We start from the raw sequence: 20,181 nt of genomic DNA on the forward strand, positions 1-20,181 counted from the left end.
ATAATCAAGAAATATCGTGGATTCGTGCGCTACCGTCTACCGGCTGCGTCACTATTAAGAGGGTCGATTGTTAGTGTGAACACATGGCACACAGTGACGATGAACGGTCACGACGTGAATTCCTACAAGCAGCCGGGACGGCGACAGTCGCGGTGATGGCCACCGGCGCGACCGCCGGCTGTCTGGGCGGCGACGATACCCCGACGGAGGACAACGGGGACTCCGCCGACGGGACCGATACCGGCGGCGACACTGGGGCCGACGGCGACACCGGGTCCGACGGCGAACCCGGCGGTGCGACCCTCCGGTACGGACGGGGGGCTCACTCGGCAACGCTCGATCCCCAGAACACCACCAGCGGCGAGGTGGCGAAAGTGACCAACCAGGCCTACGAGGGACTGATCGCCTTCCAGCCCGGCGAGGCCACCCTTACCGAGGCCTTAGCCACCGACTGGTCGATGGAGGGAGACTCGGTCACGCTGACTCTGCGTGAGGGTGTGACCTTCCACGACGGAACCGAGTTCACCGCCGCTGACTTCGTTGCAACCTATCGCCGCTTCGTCGACGAGGACTACGAATACTACTTCGAGGACGCCTCCGCGTACGGGCCTTTCACGCTGGGCAACTGGATCGACAGCGTCGAGGCCGCCGACGACTACGAACTCGAAATTACACTCACCCAGTCGTACGCCCCCTTCCTGCGGAATCTGGCGATGTTCCCCTCTGTCGTTATCTCGAAGGAGGCCATCGAGGGCGACGTCAACCTCGACGAGGAGATGGTCGGAACGGGCCCCTTCGAGTTGTCCAATCTCGACGACGCCAATAACCGCATTCAGCTGACGGCGTTCGACGACTACTGGGGCGAGAGTCCCGAACTCGGCGAGGTGCTGTTCCTGACTCGCGGCCAGAACAACACGCGCGCCCAGGCCTTAGTCGAGGGCGAGATGGAGATCATCGACGGGCTCGATCCCAGCAGTATCGACATCGTCGACGGCTCGGACAGTGCCCAAATCCGCACGATCGAGGGGATCAACATCGGGTACATGGCCTTTAACATGTCCCAGGTCGAGGCGTTCCGCGACCGCCGTGTCCGGCAGGCGATCAGCCACGCCATCGACACCCAGGCAATCGTTGAGAATATCTACGAGGGTATCGCCACCCAGGCTGACCAACCCATCCCGCCGGCCCTGTTCGGCCACAACGACGACCTTAGTCCCTACGAGACCGACCGTGAACGAGCCCAGTCCCTGCTCGAGGAAGCGGGTTACGGCGATGGCTTCTCGTTCTCGCTGACGACCTTCCAGAATCCCCGAGGGTACAACCCGGCCCCGATCCGGACCGCCCAGACCATCCGGACGAACCTCGCCGAGATCGGCATCGAGGTGACTATCGACGACCGGCCGTTCTCGGATTACCTCACCTACACCAGCGAAGGACGCCACCAGGCGACGCTGTCGGGCTGGTACACCGACAACGCCGACCCCGACAACTTCTGTTATGTCCTGTTGCACCCACAGTGTGAGGTTCCCGAGGGCCAGGACTGGGTCTCCTGGGACACTGAGGGCTTCAACACGTCGAACTACGCAGCGTGGGCCAACAGTGAGTACATGAGCCTCGTCGAGGACGCCCAGACGACCGCCGACCAGGGCGAACGCGCCGACCTGTACAATCAGGCTGCGGCCGTCGCCCACGAGCAAGCCCCGTGGGTCTACATCGATTACGCCCAGGAGGTCCGAGGCGTCGCCTCGACCGTCTCGGGGTACACCGTCGCCGCAATCGGCGGCCCGTACCTCACGAACGTCACTGTCGAGTGAGCTAACATATCAATCGACCCATACGTAGAAATACACGACGGGACCTTTTTATCCGTCGACGTGTCCTCATCCAACAATGGTATCGAAGCGGTTCGTCACGAAACGCCTGCTCCTGCTGGTGCCGGTGCTGTTCGGCGTCTCGACGCTCGTGTTCGCCATCCTGCACCTCTCCCCGGGCGATCCTGCGGTCGCGATCGCCGGCCAGCGCGCCAGCCAGGCGTTCATCGACCAGGTCCGCTCGGACCTGGGGCTGGCCGATCCGCTCTGGCAACAGTACGTCCGGTTTTTGGGCGACGTTGTGACCTTCGACTTCGGGCAGTCCTACCAGATCCAGCGTGGGACGCCCGTCAGTTCGATCCTGGCCCAGCGACTCCCGATCACGATTGAACTCGCGGTCCTTGGCCAGATCGCCGGGCTGGTCTTCGGGCTGCCGTTAGGCATCCTCTCGGCGGTGAAACAGGATACGGTGACCGATCACCTGACGCGGATCGGCGCACTCAGCGGCATCTCGATTCCGATCTACTGGAGTGGCCCCTTGCTCATTCTGCTGTTCGCACAGCTTCTCGGTCTGTTGCCAACGAGCGGACGGATCGGATCCGAGTATTTCCTCGAACCCGTCACCGGCCTCATCCTGGTCGATACGCTGGCGATGGGTGAGTTCGACGCGTTCGTCTCCGCGGCGACCCACTTGCTGTTGCCTGTCATGGTGCTTGGCATCTACCAGATGGCGCTGATCTCCCGGATGATGCGTTCCTCGATGATCGAGGTGCTGCGCCAGGATTATATGCGGACTGCCCGGGCGAAAGGCCAGGGCGCGAAGATTACTGTCATGAAACACGGTCTCCGCAACGCTTTCATCCCCGTTATCACGATCGTCGGTATCCAGTTCGGGACGCTACTGGGCGGGGCCGTCCTAACCGAGACGGTCTTCGAGATCAACGGCATCGGCACCCTCCTGGTCGACGCGATCAACCAGAGTGACTACCCGGTCGTACAGGCGACTGTCTTGGTGTTCGCGGTCCTGTACACGCTGGTGAACCTGGTTGTCGACCTCACCTACTCGGTTCTTGACCCACGGATCGAACAATGAGTACCGAAACAGCCAATGCATCGACGGACGCAGAACGCTCGCTTCTCGAACGACTGCGCGCCAGTCCGTTCCTCTCTCAGTTACTGGCCAACCGACTCGCAGTCATCGGGCTCTCGATCATCGCGTTCGTCGCGATACTGGCGATCTATGCGCGGTTCACATACGATTTAGAGAGCCTGATGGCGACCCGATACGGGGTCAATCCGGCCGAGGTCCCGCCCAACGCCGAGTACTGGTTCGGAACCGACGGCCAGGCCCGGAACATCTTCCCGCGAGTCATCTACGGCGCCTGGTACGCGATGCTCTACGGAACTGTCACCGTCCTGGCCTCGACGGTGCTCGGGATCTCTTTTGGCATCCTCGCAGCCTACTACGGCGACCTCGCTGATAACGTCATCATGCGGACGATGGATGTCCTCCTGTCGTTCCCGTCACTACTGTTGGCGCTTGCCCTGGTGACGATCTTCCCCGAGGAACTGGGCCTCTGGCGGGCGGTCGCCGCGCTGACGCTGGTCTACACGCCACGGTTCGCCCGCGTCGTCCGTGGGGCCGCACTGAAGGTTCTCGAAGACGAATACATCGAGGCGACCCGCGCGCTCGGGGCGACCGACCCCCGATTGCTCGTCCGGCACGTCCTCCCGAACTGTCTGGCGCCGATCACCGTCCAGTCGACGCTGAACTTCGGGCTAGCGATCATCGACATCGCGGCCCTCTCGTTTCTCGGGTTCGGTGCCAGTCCCGGTGAACCGACCTGGGGGATGATGCTCTCGAACGGTGTCGAGTTCGGCCTGTTTTCGGGCATCTGGTGGTGGTCGTTCTTCCCCGGATTCGTGCTCGCCCTGACGGTGCTCGGGTTCAACCTCCTGGGTGACGGCATGCGCGATGCTCTCGACCCGCGCATGCGTGAGACCGTTGACTGATCGTACCGCCGTGGATCCGACCGCCGACTCCTCGTCCGGACACGATGCGGCCCGAGACCCCGGCCGGTCGGTGCGTGCCGCTGCCCGGATCGTCCTGGCCGGAATCGCCGTCGGTATCGGTGCGTCCTTGGCGCTGCTGGCCGTCGATACGCCGAAGGGCGCGACCGACACCGCCTTCGCGCTCGGCGCGCTGATTTTCGGATTCGGCCTCACGACCTGGGCCGGCGCGGTCGGTCTGGGCGAGACGATCGAGCGCATGCACGAGTACGCCGACACCGACTCGGGGTGGACCGAGGCGGGTGCCAGACGCGCTTTCGCCACACTGACGTGGTTCGGTAGCGGGTGGCTGTTCGGTGCTGTCGGGACCGCGATCGCGTTTGGCGTCTGACCGTCTCCGGAGATCCCTACTCGAACTTCCCCAACAGTCGCGCATAGAAGTCGCCGCTACCGTTCCCGTGGTCATCGTCATCGGCGAGTTTCTCGACGATAAGCTCCGGTGTCGAGCGAGCCAGCGTGTCCGTCCGTGGCGTGCGATCGACCTGTAACTCGCCGTCTTCGAGCCCCAGCGCCTGGATCCCATCGACGCCGATCTCGCGGTCGGCCGTCGCCCTGATCTCTCTGGCGAGGTGAGAGACGAACACGGCCGTCTGGTCGCGCTCGGCGAGTGCTTCGAGGATACCGGCCATGATCTTCGCGCTCGCCCCCGGTTCCGTGATACTCTCTAGTTCGTCGACTAGTACCAGCGTCTCGCCGTCGCTTGCCGCCTCGGTGACCAACTCGCCAAAGGATCGTAGCGTGCTCTCGAAGGCCCCCGCATCGAGGGTTCCCTGGGTCTTGGCGTGGTAGTGCAAGGCATCGATCCGGCCGACGCGGGCCCGCTCGGCTGGGACTGGCAGGCCCATGTGTGCCAGGATCACTACCAGCGCAAGCAGATCCAGCGTCGAGGTCTTCCCGCCGCTGTTGACGCCCGAGAGGAGCCTAACGCCGTCGACTTCGTAGTCGACTGGATCGACAGCGTCGAACGCCACGTCCAGAAGGGGTGAGCGCCCACCTTCGATCGCGATGCCGTCGCCATCGAGGTCGGGCATCGTCGCCTCGAAGTCCGCACCGAAGCGAGCGATAGCGAGTTCGACATCGAGTTCCAGGGCCGCCTCGACCAACTGCTCGGCCGGCCCGCGCATCGCGGCCAGGTCGTCGGCTAGTTCGGTCTTGAGCCGCTCGGCTCGTCGATCGCGGGCGGTCGTCAGTTCCTCCCGGAGCCGTGAGACGACGGTCTCCTCTCGCTCGACCGGAAACGTCGGCTCGTCCGGGACGACCCGTCTGGCGACGTCAGCGACGTCCCGGAGGGACAGCGTCTCGATCACGTGCTCGCGGGCCGCCTCGACGGCGTCGTCGTACTCGGCGGCCAGTTCTCTCGAAAGCACCTCGTCGACGCCAGCGCCCCGCTCGACCAGCGACAGCAGGTCCGCCCCCTCGATGGTGACGTCCTGTTGTTCGATGGCCGCACGGAGACGATCGTTTGCGACCGATTCGGCCTCGCTCACGACGGCCTCAAGGTCGTCGACGGCGGTCTGGAGCCGCTCCAATTCGTCGTCGCCGGTCGGCGTCCCTTCCGCGTCGAGTCGATCCAGCGCGGCTTCGAGTGCCGCCAGATCACAGGGGGCATCGAGATCGGCCGCCCGGTGGACGGCGATCGCCGCGAGCAGGCGCTCGCGGTTGTGCGCGAAAAACGCAAGCGGCCGCTCCGGGACGACCGAGACCGGATCCTGGAGGGCGTCGGGTTCGACACGGACGTCACCGTCGACGTCGACGCCCGCGAACGAATCGTCCAGCGCCACCACCGTCGCGTAGCCACGGGCCAGTTCCGCGAGATCGCGGCTGTCATCGACCACTTCGACACTCAACTCGGGGATCGCCTCTCGCGCACTGGCGTAGGTCTCGCCGTCGGTCGTCGCGAGACACCTGTCACGCACCCGGATGTCTCCGGGTCGTTCGAGCGGGTCGACGTCACCGAGTGCCCGTCGAACCGCCTGGTCGGGATCGCGTTCCATCGCCCGCTCGCTCAATGCCCGGACCTCCCCGATACGGGAGGTGCTGGCGCTGGGATACAGCGTCTCCAGACGGGCGGCCGCGTAGTCGGTGACAGTACGCTCCTGGAGCAGTTCCTGGATATCCTGATACACCTCCCTGGCACGAGGCGTCGCGAGAAACTCCCGCTCGTCGTCGTGTCGTTTCCGGATCGCCGCCCGGACGATCCGGGCGGCTCGACCCTGGCTGATGCCGGGTGCCCGCGCGACGGCTGCGACGTTACCGTTCTCGATCGCCTCCTGTGGGTCTTGGAGTTGGGCCAGCGATTCGGCCGTCTTCGTACCGACGCCGGGGATCGCCTGGAGCTCCATCTACCGGAGCCACGACGCCCCGCGAGAAAAAACCTCACGCCCACCTATCGAGTGCTGCGGAGACTCACCCGGGGAGGTCGAGACGATTCTCCCACTGCGGTACTCGGGTTTACTCTCTCGTGTCGATGCCGACCAACTCATAGAGCAGACACTGCCGGGTCAGGGCTGTCCCGAGCAGTACGACTCCGACGACAAGCGCTAACGCGGCGATAACTGTCCCCAGTGCCGATAGAAAACCTGCCAAGACGGCGAGTCCGACGGCCCCGAGGACGAGGCCGGCGACGATGCGAACGGTGCGATCGACCGAGCCGACGTTTTGCTCCATGATGGTAGCATCTTAGACACCGAGACGGTTACCTGTTGTGGGTAGTATTGCTATTTTCATACAAGAATGTCACGGCCTCCTGCCCATAAATCAGCTCGTCTCGAAGTACCCGTGGTCCCGTCGCCAGTCCGACTTACTCGATCACTTCGACATCGGCGAACTCGAAGCGTGCGCCGCCGGACTCGGCGTCGGCCACTGTCACGGCCCAGCCGTGGGCTTCGGCAATCTGGCGGACGATAGTGAGTCCAAAGCCCGTTCCATGCTCCAGGGTCGAAAACCCAGGCTCGAAGACGGATTCGCGGTGTTCGGAGTCGATCCCCTGGCCGTCGTCCATCACGTAGAAACCCGCTTCGCACCGCCCGACTCGGACGGTGACGGTTTCGCCGCCGTGTTCGACGGCGTCCTGACGAGCTTGCGAGTCAGAGCTCGTGGAGCTATGCTCCACGGCGTTCCGGAACAGGTTCTCGAAGACGTGCCGGAGGCGGTCGTGATCGGCGCGGATCGTGAACTCCTCGGTGATTTCGAGTGTCGCCGTTCCCGTCGCCACGGCGTCCCAACACTGTCCGACGATGTCGGCGACGCGGACGGGTTCGGTTTCGCCGACGGTCTCGCCCTGGCGGGCGAGCGTGAGCGTGTCCTCGACGATGCCCTCCATGCGATCGAGCGCGCGTTCGATCGGTTCGAGGTGCTCGCTCCCGCAATCCTCGCCGAGCAACGCGAGTCGCCCCTGGGCGACGTTCAGCGGATTGCGGAGATCATGAGAGATGACATCGGCGAACTCGGCGAGTCGATCGATCTCCCGCCTGAGCTGTCGTTCACGCTCCTTGCGGTCGGTAATGTCCCGTGCGACGCTCAGAATCGCCGTCTCCCCGAAGTACGTAACGAGGCTCGACGTGATTTCGACCGGGATCTGTTCACCGTCTTTCCCGACGTGCACGGTCTCGAAGGTCACTCCACCTTCTTCCCGGATCGTCTCGATGCGATCGTCGATCTTTCTCACCGCCTCGTCGACGTCGAGATCCCACGGTGTCATCCCGAGCAACTCGCCCTCATCGTAGCCCAGGCGCTGACAGGCGGTCTCGTTGACGGCGAGAAACTGGCCGTCGAGTCTGTGGACGAACACGGCGTCGTTGATCCCGTCAAAGAGTCCCTCGAAGGTCTCCATCGTCTCCCGGCGTTCCCGTTCGCGCGCCCGGCGCTCGGTGACGTCGCGCAACGACGCCACAGCGCCCTGGATCGTCCCGTCAGCGTCTTCGAGCGGAAAGTACCGAACGTGAAACGACCGCTGCTCTCCGTCCGGTCGCGTTCGTTCGGTCTCGTACTCGACCGACTCGCCGGCGAGTGCCCGATCGACGTACGGTTTGATCGCTTCGAAGCGCTCGCTCCCAAGGACATCCGCGAGTCGCTCGTCCGCCGGAACGCCCTCGTCGATGCCGTAAAGGTCCCGGTAGCGGTGGTTGGTCAACACGTACCGGTACTCGCGATCGACGGCCGCAAGCAGGTTCGTCGAACTCTCGACGGCCTGCTCGTACCGGCGGAGACGACACTCGGTTTCGATACGGTCGGTGATGTCCGATCCCGAAACCAGCAGGTGTGTGACCTTGTCCGCGTCGTCACGGAGTCCGGAGACGTGCCACTTGACATGTCGGATCTCGCCATCCGCTGTCCGGACCACGTTCTCGTGGACGTCGGCCTCGTCGTTCTCTTTGACATCTTCGAGGACTGCTTGGAGGCCGACGTCACTCTCCTCTGGAACCACCGTTTCGAACCAGTCCGTGCCAAGCAGCTCCGCCCGGTCGTAGCCCAGCACCGCACAGCCGTGGTCGTTGATCCGCTGGACCGTCCCGTCGACCCCGAGGATCAGCATGATCGTGGCGGCCTTCTCGAAGGCCTCCCGGGCAACTTCGTCCTCGGAAACCATTAGATGTCCTGAGTGTCGGAACTTGTTTAAGTATTGCTTCGGGTGGACGCTCACCCGTCGATCCAGTCACCGAGAGTCGAGTCCAATGCCGTCGGCGATGAGTTCGTGGGAGCGAAGCGCGTCGTCGTGGTCGGCGACGACCTGCTGGACCATTACCTCCTCGACGCCCACCCGATCCGTGAGTTGCTCGAACAGTCCCGCCAGCGTCTCCGGGCTTCCCGAGATCGCCCGCGGCCACTCCCCGTCATCGAGCGTGGCCGGCGTCGGGTCGGGAACGCCGCCGAGTTCCTCGATGGCGTCCGCGACCGAGGGCGTCGAGCCGACGACGCCGCGTGCCATCCGCTGGAAGGACGCCTCGGCGACCGCCCGCTTGCGTGCTGCCTTCTCGTCGGTTTCGGCGGCGATCGCGTTGACCGCGACCATCCCGTCGGGTGCCTCGAGGCCCCCGCCGAGTGTCGAGGGTTCGAAGTGCTCGCGGTAGGTCTCGAAGGCCCGGGTCGCAAATCCCGGCCGGATGAACGCCGCGAAACAGTACCGCAGGCCGAGTTTTCCGGCAATCTTCGCGCTGGAGGGACTCGATCCGAGCACCCACGGGACCGGCGGTTCCTCGCCGGATCGGGGAATTTCGAGGTCGCTGTAGGGGTGATCGTCAGGATACTCCTCATAGAGGTGGGAGATGACGGCTTTGATTTTCTCCGTGTGATCCTCGTCCGGGTTCTCGACGCGGCGATCGGTTCCCAGCGCGCGATCGGCGGCCGGCGAGCCGTTCGCCCGGCCCAGGCCGGCGTCGATACGGCCCGGCGCGAGACCGTCCAGTGCGCCGAATACTTCGGCGACTTTGTAGGGGCTGTAGTGGTTGAGCAGGACGGCACCCGATCCCAGCCTGATCGACGCTGTTTCGGCGGCGAGGTTCCCCAGCAGCACTTCGGGCGTGGTTCCCGCAAGGGTATCGCCCATCGCGTGATGTTCGGCTACCCAGAACCGGTCGTAGCCGAGTTCCTCGGCCTGCCGTGCGGCGGCGACCGTGTTCTCGTAGGCGTCGCTGGCAGCCCCGTCGTCGGGGACTGGCGAGAGATCGACAAGTGAGAGATCCATAGTCGAATTCGGGGGCGCCGCGGGGTAACCGTTCGGCTACCAGCAGATTTGGGGCAGGGGATCAGAACGATCGTGCGATCGGATGCGCCTCGAGACACCTCCCGGGACAACGGGCTTTTGCGCGTCCGTTCCCTACCGACCGGCGATGGACTCCAGTCAGCGGCCCGTCACCGAGAAACTCGCGGCGGCCCGTGCCGACCTGGCCGACCGTGACGGTGTCCTGATCGCCTTTTCGGGCGGCGTCGACTCCAGCGTCGTCGCTGCGATCGCCGCCGAGGCCCTCGGCGAGGACGCCGTCGCCTGCACGGCCAGAAGCGAGACGCTTCCCGAGGCCGAACTGCAGGAGGCCGAGCGCGTGGCGGCGGAGATCGGGATTCGCCACGACGTCGTGACGTTCTCGGAACTCGACAGCGAGGACTTCGTCGAAAACGACGGCGACCGGTGCTATCACTGCCGGTCAATGCGTCTCTCGGCGATGTTCGACCGCGCGCGCGAACTCGGCATCGAAACCGTCTGTGACGGCACGAACGCCTCCGATCCCGGCGCGGGACACCGTCCCGGATTGCAGGCCGTCGAGGAACTGGACGCCTATTCGCCGCTGCTCGAACACGACATCACGAAAGCAGAGGTCCGTGAAATCGCCCGCCACTACGACCTCTCCGTGGCCGACAAACCGTCGATGGCGTGCCTGTCCTCACGTATTCCCACTGGACTCGAAGTGACCGAAGAGAAACTCACACGCATCGAGAAGGCCGAACGCGTCCTCCGGACCTGGGGCTTCGAGCAGTTCCGCGTCCGCGATCACAAAGGCATCGCCCGGATCGAGGTCGGCGAGGAAGAACTCGAGGCGGCCCTCGACCCGGAGTTCGTCCGCGCCGCTCGTGAACACATCGGCGACCTCGGTTTCGAACATGTCACGCTCGACCTCGAGGGGTACCGGACGGGCAGCGTCAGCCCGGCACGGGAGGACGAACGGAGTGAGCCCTCGAATCGAGGGAGCGGTGAAACCGCGAGCAGCGAGGTCGACCGCAGAGAGACTTCCGACACCGCTGGGGACATCTTTTCGGCGGAGTATCCGACGACTCAAAATCAGTAGTCGACGGCCGAGCCGTGGCTCACCGTTCGAGCGGCAATCGTTCGTCTTCGTCCGGTCTGCGGAACTTCCATAGCGCCAACAGGGCCTCGAAGGCGACGATCAGGCCGACCGTCAGTGCCCCTGCCTCGATGGGGGCGAGCCCGACAGCCCCGGCCCGATCCAGCAGGAACGGGTTCGGACTGGCGAGATAGCCGATCACCAGCGAGACGATCCAGACTGGCGAACGGAGGCGGAACAGCGACACGCGGCCGGAGAACAGTTTCCGGCGCCACGATCCCACAGGGAGGTACCGCCGGAGCAGGAACACGGTCGCCTCGTAGACGGCGATGAGCAGTCCGCCCACGACTATCGGCGTCATCCCGAGCAGGTCGTTCCCCTCGATGAATCCACGGAGCAAGCCGGGGAGCTGGTCGTAGTACCCCTCGGGAAGCGGCGCGTCGCTGGCGAGGTAGCCGGCCACACCGGCAAGTATCCAGGCGTACGGCCGGCGGGCAGCCACAGCGTCCGGGGAGGGAAGCAGTCCCTCGCTACCCGTCCAGGACAGCAGCAGTAGCGTCCCCTCGAACAGCGCGATCATCGTCGCCGCGACGATGAACGGTGCCATCCCGGTCGGATCGGGATTGAAGATGAACGCGATCCCGGCGAAGGCCGCCCAGAACAGCAACCGGCGGTCGGCCAGCCACTGTCGGGAGGTGACGCCCATCATGATCGCGAGCATGATGAAAAGCGGGATCTGGAAGATCGCGGCGAAAAAGCCCATCATCAGGACCATCAGGTCGAAGGTCTGGGTCAGGCCGAAGGCAATGTCGGCCGCACCTTCCGAGTAGTACAGGAAGTACGTGAAGATCGCCGGCAGGACGAGCAGGTACGCGAAAGCGATCCCGATTGTCGCCAGAACCAGGCTGGTCGGCACTGCGGCGAGGTAGTACCGGCGCTCTCGGGGGTAGAGACCGGGACGCATGAACAGGTACGTCTCGTAGACGAACGCCGGCAGCGCGACGACGAACCCAGCCAGCGTTGCCACCTTGAAACGGGCGAATATTGTCGCTAGGGGCTGGTAAACGCGCGGACAGGCCGGTTTGATCGTCGCCCCCTCGGCCATCGCGACGCCGGGGCCCGCCCCGATGTCGACCATCGCGGCGGTGAGCACCCTGGCGGGATCGGTGGGGACGTGGCTCGTCGTCGGGCACAGTTGGTAGGTGCCCGGCAGGAACGAGTACCAGATCACGTTGATGATCTGCTCGCCGAACGGGAAGATCACCGCACTCACGCCGGCCATCAACACGAGGACGACGCCCAGTCGACGGACCATCTCCTCGACGTGGTCCGCCAGAGGCATCTCTTCGTCATCCGGCGCGTGTTCCTCTTCAGCCCCGACTACCGGTGTTGCTCCGGTCGCTCTCTCGCCACTAGGGTCGCGATCGCCCGGACCTTCTTGGACACTGCCTTCGCCGTCGTTGCTCGCCCCCTCGGCGTCCGTTTCGCCACTCTCGGCCCCGTCGTCGGGGCCGGTCTCTCCGTCCCCGCTGGTGTCGTCGGCGTCGGCCTCGTTGCCGCCATCCGCATCCCCGTCATCGTCGCTGTCCGTGTAGGAGCCACCGCCTGCCTCCATGTTGGGATCGTTCGGATCCCATTCGCCGGCGCCTTCCTCATCGTACCGCTCCTGGAGTCGCTCGATGCTCTTCTCGGCCTCGGTCGCCTCCCCCTGGCCGTCTTCGTCCGCACCATGTTTCCCGTCCCCGTCCCCCCGATCTTGGGCCTCGTCGTCCGCACTTTCTCCGCTCTCTTCACCCGATCGCTCATCGTCGTCTTCGGCTGGCTCTGGACTGTCCTCTGCAACCGCTCTTTCACCGTCGTTTTCGGCTGGCTCTGGACTGTCCTCTGCAACTTCCACTTCACCGTCTGTGATATCCCCATCGGTCGTCCTTTCGTCGCTGTCTGGAACCGTCTCTTCGTCGTCGTTCCCGTCGCAATCCCCGTCAGTTTCCGTTCCGTCCGGCTGTTCTTCGTTCGAGTCGACGGGACGGTCACTGCCGCTCTCGTCGGGTTCACCGTCGCCCTCACCGGAATCGGATGCATTCGCATTCGTCGGCTCGTTGGCGACGTCCCCCTCGGATTCGGCGGCCCCCTCCGACCCTTCCCCAGGGGTCTCGACGTCCTCGTCGCGGTCCCCGGAGCCGTCGCCGTCGGTCATCGTTCCGGCGGGTTAGCCCCCGCCTATTGTAAGCCTTCTTTTCGCCGGTTCGCGGGCGCCCCGATGGATAAATTGATAACGGGGGTTCTGTTAACCATACCGAACGCCATGTCCGGCGCGCTCGACGACGGGACCCGCCGCACGCTCGCCAGTGGTCGGGAGACTCTGGGTGCGATGCTTCGCTCGGCCCAGAAGGACCTCCAGAAGGTCTTTATCGCGTTCGTTCTCGGGCTCGTCGGCTCGGTCTGGGTCTTGCGAGTGTTCGTCTGGGACCGACTAAAGGCCGATCTGTTCGCCCAGATGGGCGTCGAGACCCGCGAGGCTACCCGCGTCATCGCCGTCACACCCTTCGACGTAATTCTCCTACAGGTGAAAATCGGGCTCGCCGTCGGCATCTTGCTCGCCCTCCCGCTTTTTATCTACTTCTCGCGGGGCGCGCTCAGACGCCGGGGCTGGTGGCCCCAGGCACCGATCGCCCGCTGGAAACTCCTCGCCCTGGCGCTGGCGATGGTGCTTCTGTTCGTCGGCGGGATATTCTACGCCTACACCGTCTTCTTCCCGATCATGTTCGCGTTCCTGGCGAACAATGCGCTCAACGCCGGGCTGACGCCGACCTATCACATCGTCAAATGGGCGCAGTTCGTCTTCCTGCTCGCGCTTTCGTTCGGCATCGCGGCCCAGCTCCCGCTCGTGATGAGTACCCTCGCCTACAGCGAGATCGTCCCCTACGAGACCTTCCGCGATAAGTGGAAGTACGCCGTCCTCGGGCTGTACGCCGGTGGGGCCGTCTTCACGCCGCCGGATCCGCTCACCCAGCTCATGTGGGCAACGCCGCTGGTGGGGCTGTACGCGATCAGCCTCCGGATCACCCGGCTGGTCGTCGTCGCCAAGCGCTCCAGTGAACGCATCGACATCACGGCCGCGCTCGCAGACCGCTGGAACGTCCTGGCGGCCGGCGCGCTGGTCGCGTTCGCACTCGTCTTCGGTTTCTTCGCCCGCGGCGGTATCGCGGCCCTCAACAATGGCCTCGCTGCACTCCCGTTCTCGATTTCTCTCCCGACGCTGGGCGAACTCACTGGTCTGCCAAACGACGTCGTGGCCGCCGTTCTCGGGGCCCTCGTCGCGCTGATCGTCGTCGCCTGGCTGGGGTATCGGATCGTCAACCGGCAACTCAGTGAACTGGCCGGCCCCGCCGCACGGGCACTGGGTGACCCGAGTTCGATCGATCTGGACAACTTAGACCGGGCCGGCGTCGAAGCTGCACCGCCCGAGGCCTTCGAATCGCTCTCCGAGGAAGACGCCCTGGCACACGCCCAGCGGGCGATGGACGAGGGCGAAGCCGAGAAGGCAGAGATCATCCTCGAGCGCTTCGACGAGGCGGCCGAACGGGCCGACAGCGAGGGCACTGACAGCGACACTGCTGACGAGCAAGCCCAAGGTGGTGTCGTCTCGGAGACGACTGCGGGTGTCGTCGACGCGTTCACCGAGGAGGAGACGACCGAGGACGACATCGGCGGGTACCTCTATGATCTCCGGTTCATCGTCAACTCGCTCAGGTCGAAGGCGTTCCGGATCGTGGCCCTGTTCGGAGCCGTCCTGGCCGCGTCGTTCATGTACCTCTACTCGGGTGGGATCGGTGAGATCCGAAACGACTTCGTCTCCCGTCTCCCGCCCGAGATGGCTATGGACGTCGACATCGTCGCGCTACACCCTGTCGAGCATCTCATCTTCGAGATCAAGTTCTCGACGCTGCTGGCGATCGTCGCCGTCCTCCCGCTCGTGTTGTACTACGTCTGGCCGGCCCTGGAGGACCGCGGCGTTGCTACCGGGGACCGTCGCGTCCTGCTCGTCTGGGGTGGCTCGATCGTCCTTGGCCTGACGGCCGGGAGTTACGTCGGCTATACGTACGTCGCTCCATCGGTCATCTCCTGGCTGGCCGCCGACGCTCTCGGGGCACACATGGTCGTCGCCTACCGAATCAACAGTTTCGGCTGGCTGGTCGTCTTCACGACCGTCGGGATCGGCATTCTTGCCGAGATTCCGGTGACGATGCTGTTGTTCGACCGCGGTGGTATCGTCCCCTACCGGATCATGCGTGAGCGCTGGCGCGTGGTCGTGCTCGCGTTCTTCGCAGTGGCTGCGCTCATGACGCCGGGTGGGATGTTCTCGATGCTACTGCTGGCGGTTCCGGCCTCCCTGGCATATCTCTTCGGACTTGCCGTCCTCTCGGTCGTCACCCTCGGCGGCCGTCGGGGCAGCGGCCGGCAGCCGGACGTCGCAGGCTGAGACGTCGCCGACCGACTCACAGCGCGAACACGAGTTCGAACGTCACCACCGAGGCGACTGTGGCGAGTACGGGGACGATGTTCTGCATGAGAAGGACCCGCCCGGTCGTTTTCGGGTCGAACAGGTCCGAGGCGTCCGGAATATCCTCGCCATCTCCCTCCTCGATCGGCTCGGGTTCCGCGTGGTCGGGGTCGGACAGGCCAGGTTCGCCGACGGTGGCCTCGTCCTCGTCTGCGGCCAGCGCACCCACGGACACCTGTGGCGTTTCCGATCCCCTGACGGCGTCTTCGAGTGCGACAGCCCGGGTCGCCCGTCCCCAGCCCAGTCCGACGATGCAGGTCGTCGCGATCATCACGAAACTCGCGGGGATACGCGCCGCCGACAACGCGATGACGATCGACGACGCGACGACTGCGACGACGATCGCCGCCGTCAGCGGCAGGTCGGTGATGTCGTTGCCCAGGGTTTCCATCGTCCGGCGGGCAATGGTGAACGCCCCGATCGCCACCGTTGCCGACCCGACGACGATGGCGACGTCCATGTCGAGTTCGCCCGACCCGACCAGTGGCGCGACCGCGTTGGCGATGTTGCTCGTCCCCGAGGAGAAGGCCATCAGACACCCGATCGCCACGAGGACGAGTGTCCCGACGAACTCCCGGCGACTTGTTCCTGGTCCGGCGACCGGGCGCGGGAGCACACCTTCTCGTTCGAAGACCACGAGCGGCCCGTCGGACTGATCGATCGAGATCAACCGTCGCAAGCGCGGGTAGAAGTACCGGCCGATCACCGCCGAAATCCAGAAGCCGAGTATCGGCGAGGCGAGCCACCAGGAGACGATCCCGCCGACGACCGCCCAGTCGAGCGTCCCGGAGGCCACCCCCAGGCCGGCGATCGCACCGACGGCCGTCATCGATGTCGAGGCCGGCGCACCCGAGACGTTGCCGAGCAAGAGTGCCCCGCCGATGAAAAAGAGAACGACGATGCTGACCGGCAGGGTGAACACGCCCGGATCGGTCAGCAGGTCTCGCCCCAGTGTGTCTACGACCCGGCGACCGATGGTGAACGCACCCAGGAAGAAACTCACCGACATCAGCCCGGCGGCGGCGACCTTTCCGATCGCACCCGCGCCGACGGCCGGCCCGAACGCCGGCCCGGTCGTCGCGCCACCGACGTTGTACGCGACGAAACTGGCGATCAGAACCCCAACGACGAGTAGTGTCTCGACCATACTCTCACCTTTCAGTGTTCGTTTCGTCAGTCGATACTGCTCTCGATGCCATCAATCGCTCGGTCACGGCGGTGGCCCCGTTCGATGAACCGCTTGGCCATCTTCACGCTCTGGCTCTCGTTCATTCCTGTCCAAGAGATCTCGTTATCCGTCACGTTTCAAGCCATTCGAAAGATTGTCTGGCCGGCAAGTCTTTCAGCTGAAAACGCGACGCTGAAGTATTCCAGGGATAATCTCTCGGTATGCCCAAGATAAGCGTCGAGGTGCCCGCGGAACTGATCGCGGACCTGGATACTCATGTCGGCGAGGACGGAAAGTTCGTCAACCGCAGCGAGGCGATCCGGGCGTCGATCCGCAAGACACTGGATATCCTCGACGAGATCGACGAACGACAGGGGAGGTTCGACGATGAGCACTAATCGGTCTTCACCACTACCGCTCCCGCGGCTCGGCTTGATCGCGGTGTTCGTCACTGCCCTGGTCACGTCACAGGTCACTGCGAGCAAGATCGTCGGGATCGACCTCCCCGTTTCGATCCCGCTCGCCGGGCCGACAATACTCGTTCCCGCAGCGGCCTTTGCCTACGCGGTGACGTTTTTCGCCTCCGATTGTTACGCCGAACTGTACGGTCGCCGGGACGCGACGCGGCTGGTCAACGTCGCGTTCGCGATGAACTTCGTCCTGCTGGCGCTGGTCTGGCTCGCGATCGAGGCCCCGATCTTTGCGGAGTCTCCTGTCGGCCAGTCGGCCTTTGCAAAGGTGCTGGGCTCGAGTACGGGCATCGCCGTCGGGAGTATGCTTGCATATCTCGTCAGTCAGAATCTCGATGTCGTCACTTTCCACTGGCTGCGGGACCGTACGGACGGTCGCTTCTTGTGGCTGCGCAATATCGGGTCGACGTTGACCAGCCAGGCCGTGGACACGGTGATCTTCATTACGGTCGCGTTCATCGCCTTCCAAGGCATGCCCGTCGGCGACGCGCTCGGACTGATGGTCGGCCAGTATCTCGTCAAACTCGGCGTCGCGCTGCTTGATACGCCCTTCGTCTATACCGTCGTCGGGTTCGTCCGCCGTCACGACCGCTCGCCCTCCCCCGTGATGGGCGACTGATCGGCCCCCCGAACTTTGTCTCTCACTCGAGTAGCTGGGCAAACGCATACTGCGGTTTGACGTCGTCAACCCGGACCGTTACGGTCTCGCCCTCACTTGCGCCCGCGACGAACAGCGTGAACCCATCGACCTTCGCGATGCCGTCGCCTTCACTCCCCTCGTCGACAATCTCGACCTCTATCGTGTCGCCCTCTCGAACGGGTGCCGTCAGACGACTCTTGCCGACCAGATACAGCTCCGAGGACGAATCACGCGAGGCGTCCGGACGCACCTCCCGGACGTACTCGAATTCCGTTTCGACATCCGTTTTCAGGTCCTGGAGGTCCCGGCCGTCGAAGACCTTGACTGCGAGATCGCCGCCCGCGTCGAGGATTTCCAGTGCCACGTCCAGCGCCTGCCGGGCCAGGTGAACCGACCGGGCGTGATCGAGATCGTACTCGCCGGTGACGTTCGGGGCCATGTCCGAGAGGACGAGGTTGGCCGACCCCACGGCCTCGGTGATGGCCTCGACTGTCGATTCTTCGGTGATGTCCCCCCGGATCGTCTCGACGGGAACGTCTGGGTCTTCGAGGGGGCCGATACGCTGGCGGTCGACGCCGACCACGCGGCCGCCATCCCCGAGGCGCTCGGCGGCGACCTGGAGCCACCCGCCGGGGGCCGCCCCCAGGTCGACGACGGTCCGCTCGGTTCCCAGTAAGTCTGCCGTCTCGTCGAGCTGCCGGAGTTTGTACGCCGAGCGGGCGCGGTAGCCTTCCTGCTTTGCGCGGTTGTAGTACTCGTCTTTGCCACTCATGAGCTGCTCACCGGAATTCGTCCCATCTGCTGGATGGAGATCGCGGGCGAATCGACGTTCATACACGAAGAAACGCCGTCGAAGCGGAAAGGGACATCGGATAGCGTCGGCGACGACAGCCTCGGCGCGCCGCCACGCAAGGACCGAATCGTGAAATCACAATACCGTTGCACCTGTGTGAATACAGTTGTCTCACAGCCGTTCTCATCGTCTGACTCCATGAACTGTGACCAGCGCGCCTTTGCCGTCCTTGCTGGAGTCGAACTGGGAACCTGGCATATGGCGACGACGGCAGTGGCTTCGGATAATTATCGCCCCACTCACCGGAAGTTCCAGGTTAGGTAGTTCAAAATAAGGTATTCTAAAATACCCTATCTTAATCTACCTTAGCCGACGCTGTTATTGCGGTGGCCCCAGATTGTGGGGATATGGATGCGTTCGTCGACCGCGGTGCGGACATTGCAGCTCTCAAAGAGCGGTACGACACCGACGAGCCGTCGCTGATCACCGTCTGGGGCCGCCGGCGTGTGGGAAAGACGGAACTGGTCGAACACTCCATTCGTGGCCGGGACGATGTCGTCTACTACCAGGCCACGGAAACGACGAAACAGGTGCAACTCGACGATTTCGTGGCGGAGGCGGCGAGAACCTTCTCGGGCATCGAGCGCATCCGCCGCGAGTGGGAAGATGTCCTCGGTTACCTTTTCGAGCAGGACGCGCTGATCGTCCTCGACGAGTTTCCGTTCCTCATCGAAAGCGACGAGGGCCTCCCTTCGGTCATCCAGCGGCTGTGGGATCACGAGGTCGAAGACAGGAGTGCCACGCTGGTGCTCGTCGGCTCGTCGATTAGTATGATGAAGGAGTCGGTGATGAGTGGCGGGAGCCCACTTCACGGCCGGTTTGATATGCGCCTCCAGCTGGAGGAATTGCCGTTCGATGCTGCCACGGAGTTCGTCCCCGACTACGACCTCGAAGAGACGGTGCTGGCGTGGGGCGTCTTTGGCGGGACGCCACACTACCTGCAGGCCGTTGACGACGACCGGCCACTGCGGGACAACATTCGGGATGCCGTCCTCTCCAAGCGGGGGTTTCTCCACGACGAACCCGAGTACGTACTGCGCACCGAATTGGAGAATCCAAATCGCTATTTCTCGATTCTGAAGACGATTGCCGCCGGGAACGCGACTCCGAACGAGATCGCGCAGGCAGCTGGCATCGACTCCGACCAGATCAGTCACTACCTGAAGAACCTGCAGGACTTAGAAATCGTCGACCGGGAGGTGCCGGTGACCGAGAACCCCGCGCAATCCCGGCGCGGGCAGTACGTGTTGACGGATGCGCTGTTCCGATTTTGGTTCCGATTCGTCTACGGACAGGGTGAGAAGTACGACCGGGCAGGCACCGATGCCTACGAGGAGCTGATCGAACCGTACCTCGCGGACGCGGTCAGTCCGAAGTTCGAGGAACTGTGTCGAGCCGCCGTGTACAACCTCTATGACGGGTACACGTTCAATCGCGTGGGCCGCTGGTGGTATCAGGAGCAGGAGATCGACGTGGTCGGACTGACGACTGGCGAAACGATGGTCGCTGGCGAGTGCAAGTTCACTAGCCAGCCGATGGGGTACGACGTACTGGCCAACCTCGAACACGACGTGGCGGACATCCGTTGGACGCCCCAGGGCGGGGGCGACGTCGCCTCCGAGTTCTGTTTGTTCTCCCTGAACGGCTTCAATCAGAGTCTTATCGAGGCCGCAGAAGAGCGCGACGACCTCCGCCTCTTTTCGATAGAAGATATCGTCACCGCGTTTTGATCCCGGGGCCACGAGTAGTCGGTACTCGTTCCTTCTGGAAAGTGACTGCCGGCGTCGATTTGACGCGTTCAGTTGGTAGTTACCGGGCCGAGTAGTTGT

General features: G+C 64.1%; 16 protein-coding genes. 9 read left to right on the top strand and 7 right to left on the bottom strand.

Translation table 11 applies throughout. The annotated features are described in order from the left end of the window. Window positions 1-83: 83 nt before the first annotated feature. The 4 genes from BN2694_RS10045 (at window position 84) to BN2694_RS10060 (ending at window position 4,212) form a co-directional block, all read left to right on the top strand. Window positions 84-1,814, top strand: coding sequence for an ABC transporter substrate-binding protein (locus BN2694_RS10045; protein WP_135664704.1), 1,731 nt, complete (start codon window positions 84-86; stop codon window positions 1,812-1,814). 76 nt (window positions 1,815-1,890) lie between these two features. Beyond that, window positions 1,891-2,904: an ABC transporter permease gene (locus BN2694_RS10050; RefSeq protein ID WP_135664707.1), complete on the top strand. Its 1,014-nt coding sequence runs from the start codon at window positions 1,891-1,893 to the stop codon at window positions 2,902-2,904. Continuing rightward, a complete protein-coding gene (locus tag BN2694_RS10055) occupies window positions 2,901-3,824 on the top strand; it encodes an ABC transporter permease (protein WP_135664710.1) in 924 nt (307 codons plus the stop codon). The genes BN2694_RS10050 and BN2694_RS10055 overlap by 4 nt, the downstream gene beginning before the upstream one ends. Further along, window positions 3,817-4,212, top strand: a complete 396-nt coding sequence (locus BN2694_RS10060) for a DUF7268 family protein (protein ID WP_210408938.1) — start codon at window positions 3,817-3,819, stop codon at window positions 4,210-4,212. Before BN2694_RS10055 ends, BN2694_RS10060 begins: the two co-directional genes overlap by 8 nt. Before the next feature lie 16 nt (window positions 4,213-4,228). Here BN2694_RS10060 and BN2694_RS10065 read toward each other — a convergent pair whose 3' ends face one another. From BN2694_RS10065 to BN2694_RS10080, 4 genes are all read right to left on the bottom strand, one after another. After that, window positions 4,229-6,223 carry a MutS-related protein gene (locus BN2694_RS10065; protein WP_135664713.1) on the bottom strand — a complete coding sequence of 665 codons (1,995 nt, stop codon included), beginning with the start codon at window positions 6,221-6,223 and terminating at the stop codon, window positions 4,229-4,231. A 109-nt stretch (window positions 6,224-6,332) separates the two neighbouring features. Continuing rightward, window positions 6,333-6,548 (bottom strand): YgaP family membrane protein, encoded by a 216-nt coding sequence (locus BN2694_RS10070; protein WP_135664716.1) that lies wholly within the window; start codon window positions 6,546-6,548, stop codon window positions 6,333-6,335. 133 nt (window positions 6,549-6,681) lie between these two features. Next, window positions 6,682-8,469 carry a PAS domain S-box protein gene (locus BN2694_RS10075; protein ID WP_135664719.1) on the bottom strand — a complete coding sequence of 596 codons (1,788 nt, stop codon included), beginning with the start codon at window positions 8,467-8,469 and terminating at the stop codon, window positions 6,682-6,684. A 66-nt stretch (window positions 8,470-8,535) separates the two neighbouring features. Further along, entirely contained in the window at window positions 8,536-9,564 is a 1,029-nt protein-coding gene (locus BN2694_RS10080; RefSeq protein ID WP_135664722.1) for an LLM class flavin-dependent oxidoreductase, read from the bottom strand. 145 nt (window positions 9,565-9,709) lie between these two features. Here BN2694_RS10080 and larE point away from each other — a divergent pair, with 145 nt between their 5' ends. Further along, window positions 9,710-10,660 (top strand): ATP-dependent sacrificial sulfur transferase LarE, encoded by a 951-nt coding sequence (gene larE / locus BN2694_RS10085; protein WP_135664725.1) that lies wholly within the window; start codon window positions 9,710-9,712, stop codon window positions 10,658-10,660. A 19-nt stretch (window positions 10,661-10,679) separates the two neighbouring features. Here larE and BN2694_RS10090 read toward each other — a convergent pair whose 3' ends face one another. Continuing rightward, window positions 10,680-12,854, bottom strand: a complete 2,175-nt coding sequence (locus BN2694_RS10090) for a twin-arginine translocase subunit TatC (protein ID WP_135664730.1) — start codon at window positions 12,852-12,854, stop codon at window positions 10,680-10,682. A 108-nt stretch (window positions 12,855-12,962) separates the two neighbouring features. On the opposite strand from BN2694_RS10090, the gene BN2694_RS10095 reads away from it, so the two are divergent. Further along, complete coding sequence (locus BN2694_RS10095; protein ID WP_135664732.1) at window positions 12,963-15,140, top strand: twin-arginine translocase subunit TatC; 2,178 nt, start codon at window positions 12,963-12,965, stop codon at window positions 15,138-15,140. A 16-nt stretch (window positions 15,141-15,156) separates the two neighbouring features. Here the strand turns inward: BN2694_RS10095 and BN2694_RS10100 are convergent, their stop codons facing one another. Further along, window positions 15,157-16,368 (bottom strand): inorganic phosphate transporter, encoded by a 1,212-nt coding sequence (locus BN2694_RS10100; protein WP_135664736.1) that lies wholly within the window; start codon window positions 16,366-16,368, stop codon window positions 15,157-15,159. Window positions 16,369-16,610: 242 nt separating this feature from the next. Here BN2694_RS10100 and BN2694_RS10105 point away from each other — a divergent pair, with 242 nt between their 5' ends. Both BN2694_RS10105 and BN2694_RS10110 read left to right on the top strand, forming a co-directional pair. Then, window positions 16,611-16,787: a ribbon-helix-helix domain-containing protein gene (locus BN2694_RS10105; RefSeq protein WP_135664739.1), complete on the top strand. Its 177-nt coding sequence runs from the start codon at window positions 16,611-16,613 to the stop codon at window positions 16,785-16,787. Beyond that, window positions 16,777-17,478, top strand: a complete 702-nt coding sequence (locus BN2694_RS10110) for a queuosine precursor transporter (protein WP_135664742.1) — start codon at window positions 16,777-16,779, stop codon at window positions 17,476-17,478. The genes BN2694_RS10105 and BN2694_RS10110 overlap by 11 nt, the downstream gene beginning before the upstream one ends. 22 nt (window positions 17,479-17,500) lie before the next feature. Here BN2694_RS10110 and BN2694_RS10115 read toward each other — a convergent pair whose 3' ends face one another. Continuing rightward, window positions 17,501-18,271 carry a 23S rRNA (uridine(2552)-2'-O)-methyltransferase gene (locus tag BN2694_RS10115; RefSeq protein WP_135664744.1) on the bottom strand — a complete coding sequence of 257 codons (771 nt, stop codon included), beginning with the start codon at window positions 18,269-18,271 and terminating at the stop codon, window positions 17,501-17,503. A 428-nt stretch (window positions 18,272-18,699) separates the two neighbouring features. Between BN2694_RS10115 and BN2694_RS10120 the strand changes: the two genes are divergently transcribed. Then, complete coding sequence (locus BN2694_RS10120) at window positions 18,700-20,082, top strand: ATP-binding protein (RefSeq protein ID WP_135664747.1); 1,383 nt, start codon at window positions 18,700-18,702, stop codon at window positions 20,080-20,082. Window positions 20,083-20,181: the final 99 nt, after the last annotated feature.

The sequence above is a fragment of the Halorhabdus rudnickae genome (assembly GCF_900880625.1).
GTDB classification, from domain to species: domain Archaea; phylum Halobacteriota; class Halobacteria; order Halobacteriales; family Haloarculaceae; genus Halorhabdus; species Halorhabdus rudnickae.